Source organism: Marinobacter changyiensis, assembly GCF_009193265.1.
GTDB lineage: Bacteria > Pseudomonadota > Gammaproteobacteria > Pseudomonadales > Oleiphilaceae > Marinobacter > Marinobacter changyiensis.
Map to the genome: position 1 here is coordinate 170,376 of NZ_VZZZ01000007.1, position 12,205 is coordinate 182,580.

The 12,205-nt window shown below is 53.4% G+C and carries 11 protein-coding genes and 5 tRNA genes; all 16 read right to left on the reverse strand.

Annotated features, from left to right (window positions below; translation table 11 throughout):
* Nucleotides 1–35: 35 nt before the first annotated feature.
* Nucleotides 36–4,112, reverse strand: a complete 4,077-nt coding sequence (gene rpoB, locus F6Y09_RS18670; protein WP_152208465.1) for a DNA-directed RNA polymerase subunit beta — start codon at nucleotides 4,110–4,112, stop codon at nucleotides 36–38.
* 242 nt (nucleotides 4,113–4,354) lie between these two features.
* Nucleotides 4,355–4,726, reverse strand: a complete 372-nt coding sequence (gene rplL / locus F6Y09_RS18675) for a 50S ribosomal protein L7/L12 (RefSeq protein WP_152208466.1) — start codon at nucleotides 4,724–4,726, stop codon at nucleotides 4,355–4,357.
* 39 nt (nucleotides 4,727–4,765) lie between these two features.
* Nucleotides 4,766–5,296 (reverse strand): 50S ribosomal protein L10, encoded by a 531-nt coding sequence (rplJ, locus tag F6Y09_RS18680; protein ID WP_152208467.1) that lies wholly within the window; start codon nucleotides 5,294–5,296, stop codon nucleotides 4,766–4,768.
* A 212-nt stretch (nucleotides 5,297–5,508) separates the two neighbouring features.
* Nucleotides 5,509–6,207 (reverse strand): 50S ribosomal protein L1, encoded by a 699-nt coding sequence (gene rplA, locus F6Y09_RS18685; RefSeq protein ID WP_152208468.1) that lies wholly within the window; start codon nucleotides 6,205–6,207, stop codon nucleotides 5,509–5,511.
* A 1-nt stretch (nucleotide 6,208) separates the two neighbouring features.
* Complete coding sequence (rplK, locus tag F6Y09_RS18690) at nucleotides 6,209–6,640, reverse strand: 50S ribosomal protein L11 (RefSeq protein ID WP_152208469.1); 432 nt, start codon at nucleotides 6,638–6,640, stop codon at nucleotides 6,209–6,211.
* Nucleotides 6,641–6,740: 100 nt separating this feature from the next.
* Nucleotides 6,741–7,274, reverse strand: a complete 534-nt coding sequence (nusG, locus tag F6Y09_RS18695) for a transcription termination/antitermination protein NusG (protein ID WP_152208470.1) — start codon at nucleotides 7,272–7,274, stop codon at nucleotides 6,741–6,743.
* Between the two features lie 12 nt (nucleotides 7,275–7,286).
* Entirely contained in the window at nucleotides 7,287–7,655 is a 369-nt protein-coding gene (secE, locus tag F6Y09_RS18700) for a preprotein translocase subunit SecE (RefSeq protein ID WP_152208471.1), read from the reverse strand.
* A 33-nt stretch (nucleotides 7,656–7,688) separates the two neighbouring features.
* Nucleotides 7,689–7,764 (reverse strand) — tRNA-Trp (locus F6Y09_RS18705).
* Between the two features lie 26 nt (nucleotides 7,765–7,790).
* Complete coding sequence (gene tuf / locus F6Y09_RS18710; protein WP_152208472.1) at nucleotides 7,791–8,987, reverse strand: elongation factor Tu; 1,197 nt, start codon at nucleotides 8,985–8,987, stop codon at nucleotides 7,791–7,793.
* Between the two features lie 52 nt (nucleotides 8,988–9,039).
* Nucleotides 9,040–9,115, reverse strand: a tRNA-Thr gene (locus tag F6Y09_RS18715).
* A 25-nt stretch (nucleotides 9,116–9,140) separates the two neighbouring features.
* Nucleotides 9,141–9,215: transfer RNA gene (locus F6Y09_RS18720), tRNA-Gly, on the reverse strand.
* Between the two features lie 10 nt (nucleotides 9,216–9,225).
* Nucleotides 9,226–9,309, reverse strand: a tRNA-Tyr gene (locus F6Y09_RS18725).
* Nucleotides 9,310–9,352: 43 nt separating this feature from the next.
* Nucleotides 9,353–9,428, reverse strand: a tRNA-Thr gene (locus tag F6Y09_RS18730).
* 31 nt (nucleotides 9,429–9,459) lie between these two features.
* Complete coding sequence (locus F6Y09_RS18735) at nucleotides 9,460–10,242, reverse strand: SPOR domain-containing protein (protein ID WP_152208473.1); 783 nt, start codon at nucleotides 10,240–10,242, stop codon at nucleotides 9,460–9,462.
* On the reverse strand, nucleotides 10,239–10,970 hold the full coding sequence (locus F6Y09_RS18740) for a type III pantothenate kinase (protein WP_152208474.1): 732 nt from the start codon (nucleotides 10,968–10,970) through the stop codon (nucleotides 10,239–10,241). The genes F6Y09_RS18735 and F6Y09_RS18740 overlap by 4 nt, the downstream gene beginning before the upstream one ends.
* A complete protein-coding gene (locus tag F6Y09_RS18745) occupies nucleotides 10,967–11,935 on the reverse strand; it encodes a biotin--[acetyl-CoA-carboxylase] ligase (RefSeq protein ID WP_152208475.1) in 969 nt (322 codons plus the stop codon). The genes F6Y09_RS18740 and F6Y09_RS18745 overlap by 4 nt, the downstream gene beginning before the upstream one ends.
* Between the last annotated feature and the right edge of the window lie 270 nt (nucleotides 11,936–12,205).

The window sequence follows — 12,205 nt, forward strand, 5'->3', positions numbered from 1 at the left end:
CGGTGTCCGCTCACGCTGCCAAAAAACAATTCGGCTCAGTCGGATTCCAGCTCGATGTCAATACCCAGCGAGCGAATTTCCTTGACAAGAACGTTGAAGGATTCGGGCATGCCCGGCTCCATACGATGATCACCATCGACAATGTTCTTGTACATCTTGGTCCGACCATTGACATCATCAGACTTCACGGTAAGCATTTCCTGCAACGTATACGCCGCACCGTAGGCCTCGAGGGCCCAGACTTCCATCTCACCGAAGCGCTGGCCACCGAACTGCGCCTTACCACCCAGCGGCTGCTGGGTAACCAGGCTATACGAACCGGTAGAACGCGCATGCATCTTGTCGTCGATCAAGTGGTTCAGCTTGAGCATGTACATGTAACCAACAGTTACAGGGCGATCGAACGTATTCCCTGTACGGCCGTCATACAGCATGACCTGTCCACTGGTATCCATGTCTGCAAGCTCAAGCATATGCTTGACCTCGGCTTCCTTGGCGCCGTCAAATACCGCCGTTGCCATCGGAACGCCTTCGCGCAGATTGTCAGCCAACTCCAGGATCTCAGCATCAGAAAGGCTGTCGAGATCAACCCGCGCCACTTCTTCGCTGTGATTGTAGATCCTGTCCAGCAGCTCACGAATGTCAGCGACCTTGCGTTGCGCTTCCAACATACCGTTGATCTTGACCCCAAGACCTCTGGCAGCCGCACCCAGGTGAGTTTCCAACACCTGACCCACGTTCATTCGTGAAGGCACACCCAGCGGGTTCAACACGATGTCGATCGTCTCACCATTGGCATCGTAAGGCATGTCTTCGACCGGCATTACCGCCGATATGACACCCTTGTTACCATGTCGGCCAGCCATTTTATCACCGGGCTGGATACGACGCTTGATAGCAAGATAGACCTTAACGATCTTCAGAACACCCGGTGCCAGATCGTCACCTTGTTGCAACTTGCGCTTTTTGTCTTCAAAGCGACCCTCATGGTCTTTCTTACGATCAACCAGACCCTGCTCGGACTTCTCAAGTAATTCGTTGAGCGTTTCGTCCTTGAGTCTCAGCTTGAACCACTCATCCCTCGGCAGTTCAGCCAGGAATGCCTGCTCAAGCTTGGCACCCTTTTTCAGACCCGGCGCACTGATGACTTCCTGACCTTGAAGTGCATTCATCAAGCGCTCAAAGGTCGCGCCTTCAACAATACGGTATTCATCTTTAAGATCTTTCCGGTATTGATCGAGCTGCTCCTTCTCGATGGCCAGCGCACGCTGATCTTTCTCGATACCATCGCGAGTGAACACCTGAACATCGATGACGGTACCATGAGTACCTGTTGATACCCGGCTTGAGGTATCTTTTACATCCGATGCCTTCTCGCCAAAGATTGCTCTCAGCAGCTTCTCTTCCGGCGTCAGCTGCGTCTCTCCCTTGGGAGTAACTTTGCCGACCAGAATATCACCCGGTCCGACTTCCGCACCGATATACACAACGCCTGACTCGTCCAGCTTTGAGAGCGCGCTTTCGCCAACGTTGGGAATATCAGCGGTGATTTCTTCACTACCCAGCTTGGTATCACGAGCAACGCAGGTCAGTTCCTGGATATGAATCGTAGTGAAACGATCGTCAACGACTACCTTTTCAGACACCAGAATGGAGTCTTCGAAGTTGTAGCCATTCCAGGGCATGAATGCGATTCGCATGTTCTGACCCAGAGCCAGCTCACCCAAATCCACTGATGGACCATCCGCCAGTACGTCACCACGGGCAATAACATCGTCCTGCTTGACGATTGAGCGCTGGTTGATACAGGTGTTCTGGTTGGAACGGGTGTATTTGGTGAGGTTGTATATATCCACACCGGCATCGCCTGCATCGGTCTCTTCGTTATTAACCCGAACCACAATGCGGGCCGCGTCAACACTTTCGATCACGCCGCCACGACGGGCCATGACACATACACCGGAGTCCTGGGCCACGATACGTTCGATACCAGTACCCACCAGCGGCTTGTCAGCACGCAATGTCGGCACAGCCTGACGCTGCATGTTGGAGCCCATCAGGGCGCGGTTAGCGTCATCGTGTTCCAGGAACGGAATCAGAGAAGCCGCAACCGAAACCACCTGACGAGGAGAAACGTCTTTGAAGTTGACGTTTTCCGGCGGCGTTACCGTGAATTCGTTCTGGTGTCGTACGGTAACCAGTTCATCCACCAGACGGTTATCATCATCTACCGCCGCGCTGGCCTGGGCGATGATGAAATTGCTTTCCTCAATCGCGGACAGATACACAATATCGTCAGTTACCTGACCATCAATAACTTTCCGGTACGGACTCTCAAGGAAGCCGTAGGAGTTAGTGCGGGCATAAGTGGCCAACGAGTTGATCAAGCCGATGTTCGGACCTTCCGGCGTCTCGATCGGGCAGACCCGACCGTAATGCGTAGGATGCACGTCACGAACTTCAAAACCGGCACGCTCACGAGTCAGACCACCGGGGCCGAGTGCAGACACACGACGCTTGTGGGTAACCTCGGACAGCGGGTTGTTCTGGTCCATAAACTGAGACAGCTGACTGGAGCCAAAGAACTCCTTAACCGCCGCAGCCACAGGCTTCGCGTTTATCAGATCCTGCGGCATCAGGCCTTCACTTTCGGCAAGACTCAAACGCTCACGCACGGCACGCTCAACGCGAACCAGACCTACCCGGAACTGATTTTCAGCCATTTCACCAACGGACCGAATGCGACGGTTACCGAGGTTATCAATGTCGTCGACAATGCCTTGACCGTTACGGATGTTGATCAGGGTTCTGAGTACATCAATAATGTCGTCGTGGGTCAGTATGCCAGCACCGGTGCTCTCTTCGCGACCCAGGCGCCGATTCAACTTCATCCGACCAACAGATGACAGATCGTAACGCTCTTCCGAGAAAAACAGGTTATTGAACAGGTTTTCTGCAGACTCTTTCGTCGGTGGCTCGCCCGGACGCATCATGCGATAGATTTCGACCAGCGCTTCCAATGGCGTGCGAGTCGGATCGATGCGAAGGGTATCGGACATGAACGGACCGCAGTCGAGATCGTTGGTGTACAGGGTATCGATTTCATCAACCCCGGCACCGAGAATCTTTTCGACAATTTCGTCTGTCAGCTCAGTGTTACACTCAACGAGGACTTCACCGGTCTTGGTATCAACCAGATCACGGGCAAGCACCCTGCCGTACAGGTATTCGGTCGGAACTTCCAACTCTGTCATGCCCGACTTTTCAAGCTGCTTGATATGACGAGCGGTAATCCGACGACCTTCTTCAGCAATGATACTGCCGTCTTTGTCTTTGATATCGAACGTGGCAATGTCACCACGCAAACGACTGGGCACCAGTTCCAGCTTGCAGGTTTCGGCACCAATGCGGAATTTGCTGGTATCGAAAAACATCTCGAGCATTTGCTCGGAGGTGAAACTCAGGGCCCGCAACAGGATTGTAGCCGGCAGTTTACGACGACGGTCAATCCGCACGAACACGCAGTCTTTCGGATCGAATTCAAAGTCGAGCCAGGAACCACGGTAAGGAATCACCCGAGCGGAATAGAGCAGCTTGCCGGAGGAATGGGTTTTGCCTTTGTCATGATCAAAGAACACGCCCGGCGAACGGTGCAGCTGGGAGACAATTACCCGCTCGGTACCGTTAACAACAAAGGTGCCATTTTCGGTCATCAGGGGCATTTCGCCCATGTAGACTTCCTGCTCCTTGATGTCTTTGATCGCTTTATTGGACGACTCTTTATCGTAGATAATCAGACGTGCTTTGACTCGCAGCGGTGCTGCGTACGTAACACCCCGCAGCTGGCATTCCTTGACATCAAATACCGGCTCGCCAATGCGGTAACTCACGTATTCGAGTGCCGCATTGCCGGAATAGCTGACAATCGGGAATACGGATTTAAAAGCTGCGTGCAGGCCAGTTTCCTGACGGGCATCGCCAGCCGCTTCCATTTGCAGGAAGTCCCGATATGAATCAAGCTGTATAGACAGCAAATAGGGGACATCCATCACGGTCGGCAATTTACTAAAATCTTTGCGGATCCGCTTTTTCTCAGTATAGGAGTAAGTCATCTGCATTCCCCAGCTTTAGACCTGATACCTGGTATCAAGAAGCAACCATTTTCCTGCTTCGGGGCCGAATTGCTCGGCTTATTGCGCCGTCTTGAACAAGACTTGGGCTGTAGGTTATAGAGATAGTTGTCTTTCAATGTAGGAGCCACCTTCTCTATAGCATATACAACAGAAAAAGGCCGGTGGCGCATGGCCACCAGCCCTCCCATGCCTAAGGCATGGTAGCGATCATCAGAGCGCTATTACTTAAGCTCAACTGAAGCGCCTGCTTCCTCAAGCTTTTTCTTCGCAGCGTCGGCGTCGGCCTTGTTTACGCCTTCCTTGATAGTGGAAGGAGCACTGTCGACCATTTCCTTCGCTTCTTTCAGGCCGAGACCTGTCAGCTCACGAACAGCTTTGATGGCGTTGACTTTCTTCTCACCAGGACCGGTCAGAATAACGTCAAACTCAGTCTGCTCTTCAACTACAGCAGCTTCAGCTGCAGCCGGTGCAGCAGCAACCGCTGCAGCAGCTGATACGCCAAACTTCTCTTCCATTGCCTCAACAAGCGCAACAACATCCATTACGCTCATTTCAGCAATTGCATTCAAAATATCGTCTTTAGACAGAGCCATGACTTTCTCCCAAAAATATAAAAATGGTGTTCAACAGAATCAAGCAGCTTCTTGCTTCTGGTCGCGAACTGCCGCTACAGCACGAGTCACTTTCGAAGGAACTTCGTTCAGTGTCCGTGCGAGCTTGGTAATCGGTGCCTGTGTTACGGCTGCCAGCATCGTCAACGCCTCATGGCGTGTCGGGAGCTTGGCGAGGCGGTCAATCTGATCTGCAGCCATCAGCACACCGCCAACAGCCAGACCCTTGATCTCAAATGCCTCTTTCTCTTTCGCAAAATCCTTCAGCAACCTTGCGGCCGCACCGGGATCTTCCATAGAGAACGCCAGAATTGTCGGACCAACCAATACATCTTTGATGCATTCGAACTCAGTACCCGCAATTGCAAGTTTTGCCAGGTTGTTACGAACAACCTTCAGGCGAACCTGCTCAGCACGAGCCTTAGCACGCAACGCCGTCATATCACCAGAGGTGACACCACGGTAGTCGGCCAATACGACAGACAGAGCACCACCGGCAGTCTCGTTGACTTCAGCGACGATCGCTTTCTTGTCTTCGAGTCTAATTGCCACTGGATTTCTCCTCGATTTCGCCGGAATAAAACCGGCAAACCCATATTGCCCTTGCGGGCGCCGTAACGGTGTTTGGGTTCAGAGAGAACGTCTTCACACCGTCTGCGCAGGCGTTGCTTTAACCCTTGTAGCCCTTTCGAGCCTCGGGGGCCTGCGGTCTTTGACAGCCTTGGCTTCCGCCTAGACTACAAAGCTTCTACCGATTTCAGCGATCAGATACTCAGACCGCCTTGATCGATAGTCAAACCAGGACCCATCGTCGTCGATAGCGTAACCTTTTTAAGGTAAATGCCTTTTGCTGACGAGGGCTTGGCTTTTTTCAGATCTGCGATCAGCGATTCAAGGTTTTCCTTGATCGATTCTGCAGTAAATTCTACGTTGCCCAGAGGCGAATGAATGATGCCGTTCTTGTCGGTGCGGTAACGAACCTGACCGGCCTTGGCATTTTTAACCGCTGTTTCAACGTCCGGGGTTACTGTGCCAACCTTCGGATTAGGCATCAAACCACGAGGGCCCAGGATCTGGCCAAGCTGCCCTACTACGCGCATGGCATCCGGAGTGGCAATAACCACATCAAAATTCATATTGCCTTTTTTAACTTCATCCGCGAGATCGTCCATTCCGACGATGTCGGCACCGGCTGCAAGTGCTTTCTCAGCATTAGCACCCTGCGTGAACACTGCAACGCGTACAGTTTTACCCGTACCGTTGGGAAGAACCGTGCTGCTACGAACAACCTGGTCGGATTTACGCGCATCCACACCCAGATTAATCGCAACATCAATTGATTCTTTGAACTTGACCGTCTGCCCCAATTCGGTCAGAAGCGCCACAGCTTCCTCAACAGAATAGGCACGGGTGGCATCTATTTTTTCACTGATCAGCTTTTGACGCTTGCTTAACTTTGCCATCTTACAGGCCCTCCACGTTCAGGCCCATACTACGGGCAGTTCCAGCGATGGTACGGACCGCAGCATCCATATCTGCAGCAGTAAGATCCGGCTCTTTGGTCTTGGCAATTTCTTCCAACTGAGCGCGCGTCACGGTACCGACTTTCTCGGTATTTGGCCGACCTGAACCACTCTTGATACCAGCCGCTTTCTTCAGCAGCACTGGCGCTGGTGGCGTTTTGGTAACGAAGGTAAAGCTGCGATCACTGTATACGGTGATCACTGTCGGAATAGGCAGCCCGGGCTCCATGTCTTGAGTCTGAGCGTTAAAGGCTTTACAGAATTCCATGATATTTACGCCGCGCTGACCCAATGCGGGGCCAACCGGGGGGCTCGGGTTGGCCTTACCGGCAGCAACCTGAAGCTTTATATAGGCATCGATCTTCTTAGCCATGATTTTCTCCTGGTGGGTTCAATCGCCTTTCGGCTCCCCTGTTGAGACACAAAAAGCCCGCGTCACTCAGGTGCGCGAGCCATCAGCATAACTGCCGCCGTTAATCTTTTTCGACCTGCCCGAACTCCAGTTCAACGGGGGTTGAGCGACCGAAAATCAGCACAGCAACCTTGACCCGACTCTTGTCGTAGTCAACTTCCTCTACCACTCCGTTAAAGTCGGCAAATGGACCTTCGGTTACCCGAACGATCTCACCCGGCTCAAACAGTGTTTTGGGCTTCGGCTTATCAACGCCCATTTCAACCCGGCGCAGAATAGCGTCTGCCTCTTTTTCCGTAATTGGCGCAGGCTTATCTTTGGTGCCGCCAATAAAGCCGAGCACTCGTGGCGTATTTTTCACCAGATGCCAGGTCGCATCATCCATTTCCATCTGGACAAGTACATATCCCGGATAGAACTTACGCTCGCTTTTGCGTTTTTTACCATCGCGCATCTCAACGATTTCTTCGGTTGGCACCAGTATTTCACCAAACCGATCTTCCATTTCGTTGAGCGCAACACGCTCTTTGAGCGTGCGCATAACCTGCTTTTCAAAGCCAGAATACGCGTGAACGACGTACCAGCGCTTAGCCATTGCCCACTCCTTTTAACCGATAAATCCGGCGACCAGCAAACTGATCAGCGAGTCCATACCCCACAAAAGAAGAGCAACCACCAGAACAAAAATAACAACGATCACGGTCGTCTGTATTAATTCGGGCCTGGTAGGCCAAACCACTTTTCGAATTTCAACCCGCGCTTCTTTGAGCAAAGTCGCAAATCGGCGACCACGATCAGTCTGCAGGGCAACAAAAGCAGCCACTAAGGCAATAGCAACGAGAGCCAAAACCCGATACAAAACGGATTCAGCACTGAAATACTGGTTGCCTACAACACCGACAGCTACCAATGCAAAAACAACCAGCCATTTCACGACATCGAAACGACTGGAGCTACTTTCTGCTTTTGACTCCATAGGAATCAGCTTATGTATCTGGAAGATTAAAAATGGCAGGCCAGGAGGGAATCGAACCCCCAACCTGCGGTTTTGGAGACCGCTGCTCTGCCAATTGAGCTACTGGCCTGCACCGATACTACTCAGCGCACTAACTTACTCGACGATCTTTGCAACAACCCCTGCACCAACGGTACGGCCGCCTTCGCGAATCGCGAAACGCAGACCTTCTTCCATTGCAATCGGTGCAATCAGGGTGACGTCCAACTTAACGTTGTCGCCAGGCATGACCATCTCTACACCTTCCGGCAGTTCACAAGACCCGGTCACATCAGTGGTCCGGAAATAGAACTGGGGACGGTACCCCTTGAAGAATGGCGTATGACGGCCACCTTCTTCTTTGCTCAGCACGTAAACTTCTGACTCGAAGCGGGTGTGCGGCTTGATGGTGCCCGGCTTGGCCAGAACCTGACCACGCTCTACGTCGTCACGCTTGGTACCGCGCAGCAACACACCAACGTTCTCACCTGCACGACCTTCGTCCAGCAGCTTACGGAACATCTCAACACCGGTACAAACGGTCTTGACGGTGTCCTTGATGCCAATGATTTCAACTTCTTCGCCAACCTTGACGATGCCGCGCTCAACACGACCGGTCACAACGGTACCACGACCGGAGATCGAGAACACGTCTTCAATCGGCATCAGGAACGGCTGGTCGATCGCACGCTCAGGTTCAGGGATGTAGTCGTCCAGGGCCTGCACCAGCTTCTTGACCGCTGTGGTGCCCATTTCGTTGTCATCCTTACCTTCCAGCGCCATCAGCGCCGAACCGATAATGATCGGCGTATCGTCACCCGGGAAGTCATAGACGCTCAGCAGTTCACGCACTTCCATCTCGACCAGCTCAAGCAGCTCTTCATCATCCACCATGTCCGCCTTGTTCAGGAACACGATGATGTAAGGAACGCCCACCTGGCGAGACAGCAGAATGTGCTCGCGAGTCTGCGGCATCGGGCCGTCAGCGGCCGAGCACACCAGAATCGCGCCGTCCATCTGCGCTGCACCGGTGATCATGTTCTTCACATAATCCGCGTGGCCCGGGCAATCAACGTGTGCGTAGTGACGCGTCGGAGAATCGTACTCAACGTGAGAGGTCGCAATGGTAATACCACGGGCGCGCTCTTCCGGTGCGTTATCGATCTGATCGAATGCACGTGACTCACCCGTTCCCCACACTTCGTGACATACACGCGTCAGCGCAGCTGTCAGGGTGGTTTTACCATGGTCGACGTGGCCAATCGTGCCCACGTTCAGGTGCGGCTTAATACGTTCAAACTTTGCTTTAGACATTCGATCAATCTCCCTAATCAACCCGCATTCATAACGTTGACCGGACAAATAATGGAGCTCATGACCGGAATTGAACCGGTGACCTCATCCTTACCAAGGATGTGCTCTACCGACTGAGCTACATGAGCGCTTACTAAACACTTCTCTGAAAACTGGAGCGGGCAGCGGGAATCGAACCCGCGTCATCAGCTTGGAAGGCTGAGGTAATAGCCACTATACGATGCCCGCGAGCAATAAGTGGTGGAGGGGGCAGGATTCGAACCTGCGAAGCTTGCGCGTCAGATTTACAGTCTGATCCCTTTGGCCACTCGGGAACCCCTCCAGAGCAGATTCGACGTGCTTGAACCTGCCGCAAAAACAAAAAATGGAGCTGGCGGACGGAATCGAACCCCCGACCTGCTGATTACAAGTCAGCTGCTCTACCAACTGAGCTACGCCAGCCCACATTCGCCTCTTCAGCGAGGGCGGTATACTACGGATTTTTATCAGCGGTTGCAACACCTTCACATTCACTGATTTTTACCGAGTCAAACTGCCCTTCGTACCCTCCCAAAAGCGATTTGCCTGCTTCTGTGTCGGAGTGTAAAACTGCTGAAAAAACGAGGGCGTAGCTTATACGATTTCGGGGGAAGGTTACCAGCTTTGCATCCAATTCCTGAGCTTTTCTTCGTGCAAGAACCCGTTCCGCTGCCACCCTGGATTCGAACAATCCCAGAGAGATCGCGTTTTTCTGCTCCCCTTGCGCCACCAGATAGGCATCGATGCCCATGGAGCGAATCTCCCTGTAGAGCTGGTTGGCATCGGATCGCGAAGGCACAGGAGGGACAATCACCCAATGGAAAGGCGCTCGCGGCCGTTCAACCGCCAGAATGCGTTTAATGACTTCTGTTACACCGAGAGTGCGCGCAGCAGCACGAGCAGCAGCCTCATCCTCGAACCAGCCGATCTCAATACAAACTTCTGCCTGTTCGGCCTGATTCGAGACTGCCACGCCCTGGCGCTCCGAGACTGGCGCCTCCTTGCGACCATCCACGGATAACTCCCGGTCATTTGCGATTACCAATTGTTCCACTACATCGCTTTTGAGATCGTGTCCTGACTGCTCATTCCTGTTCGCAGCCGGCACAACTTCCAATGCAGACACCCTGGGAAGCCGCCCCTCTGCCTGGCTTTCTGTCGACACAGCTGTTCCCTGACCGCCATAAAACCACAGCGCGATATTCGCAATGAGCAGCATGGCAGCAAGCCATTTCATGTCAGGCTTGCCTGATCAATCGCATCAAGCCCTTCCAGCACCAGGTGGGGGCGATATTCGGCCACCAAACCCAGTTCAATAAATCGCTCTCCATCGCCTCCGGTCACCAGCACGGTGCTGATTGCCCGATCGCGACAATCCCTCTGTACTTGACCGACTACGCCGCCCCATAGCCAGGTCAGGCCGTGATGAACGCATTCGGTCGTATTCACGCCGGGGTTTGAAAGTGCCGACTCGGGTTCTTCGAAGCCTACCCGGGCGACGTCTTGCCTGAGACTCTGGAGATGCAGGCGCCGACCCGGAAGAATATAACCCCCAGCATGCAAGCCGCTGTCGTCGACATAATCAACAGTGATCGCGCTACCTGCATCTACAACAGCGAAGGCATGATGAAGTCGGTTCCAGGCCCCATACATCCCATGCCAACGGTCTGCGCCCATTTTAGAGGGGTCTGGATAGGCACAGATGAGCTCACCGCGGCGGGCCTCAGCCCCGTAAAAGTTAACGACGGCGTCTGTCAGGCCGGATAACTGGCCCTCCAGTACTTTCCGGTCTTTATCCGAGCGCACAGTCGACACGCTGACACGCTCGATAGCCTGCCCGCCTGACTTGATCGCGGCAAAAAGGCTGGCGTCGGTCAAATCACCATAACCGACAGCCATGACCACCTGACCGGAGAGTAATCGCCATTTAATCCGGGTGTTACCGGCATCAATCAATAGCCTCACGATTCCACCCGCAGGCTGATTTCTCCAGCGTGTATGGCTTCGACACCGGATGACGTTTCAAGGAGGTAGTGGCCAATGTCGTTAATGCCCTGCCCGATACCACGGTGGCTACCTTGAACGGACTGCAGAACTCTATTTTTAAATACATCCCGCTGCTGCCATCGATCACGAAAAATACCAAAACCGTGTTCCGAAAAACTGTCGACTGCATCCAGTACGTGCTCGATAAGCGCCGCGGCAATATGATTGCGCTCCCACACCGAACCGCCTCCCCCGGTGGCAAGATCCATGCTGGTCCATGCCTGGTCGACGCCCTGGGCGTGCTTCATATGCACGTTCAGACCAATCCCCACCACGACCTGGGCGGCGCCTTCGAGCTCCCCTTGCAACTCAATGAGAATTCCAGCGAGTTTTCGACCGTCAAACTGCAGGTCATTGGGCCACTTCAAACCCACGCTTTCCAGACCAAGAGACTCCAGTGTTTCAGCAATCGCAACACCAACAACCAGACTGAGACCTTCAAGGGACGCAAAGCCGCCTTTCAGCATCAAACCCATGCTGAGGTATATATTTTCCCCTTCGGGGCTCTGCCAGGCTTTTCCACGGCGACCTCGGCCCGCGGTCTGTTTATCCGACAGACACACGATCAGCTCGTCACTACCAGCTGCACGAAGCCGCATTACTTCGGCATTTGTTGAATCCACCGACTCCCTAACTTCAAGCCTGAGACGGCCGCTGACATGCTGGGGCAAAATAGCACGAACCCGGTCCGAATCAAGCAGGTCCACCGGGTCGACCAGACGATAGCCCTTACCACGGATAGTTTCTATGCGGTAGCCTTTATCGGCAGCACGCCCAACCTGCTTCCAGACGGCCGTCCGACTAACCCCCAACTCAAGCGCGAGGGAAGCGCCGGAATGGACCAGTCCGTCAGATAAACGACTGATGAGAGCCTTAGTTTTCATGATGCTCGCCTGTTAAGTAAATCCAGAGTGCAGGGCTGGATTAAACACCACAAAGAGCGAAAAAACAAAAGCAAGGTGGACTTACCGCCGGCTACTGCGGCCAACGTCATAGAATGGTAAACAGGATTGTTATACATATTTTTCCCCCAACTAAAAAACCCCCGCCAGTCTCCTGGCGGGGGTTCGGGTATTAAGAGCCTGACGATGACCTACATTGCTCAGGCCTTACGGCCTTCTCCCTTCGGGACCGTCGTCACTGCGTTCCGACGT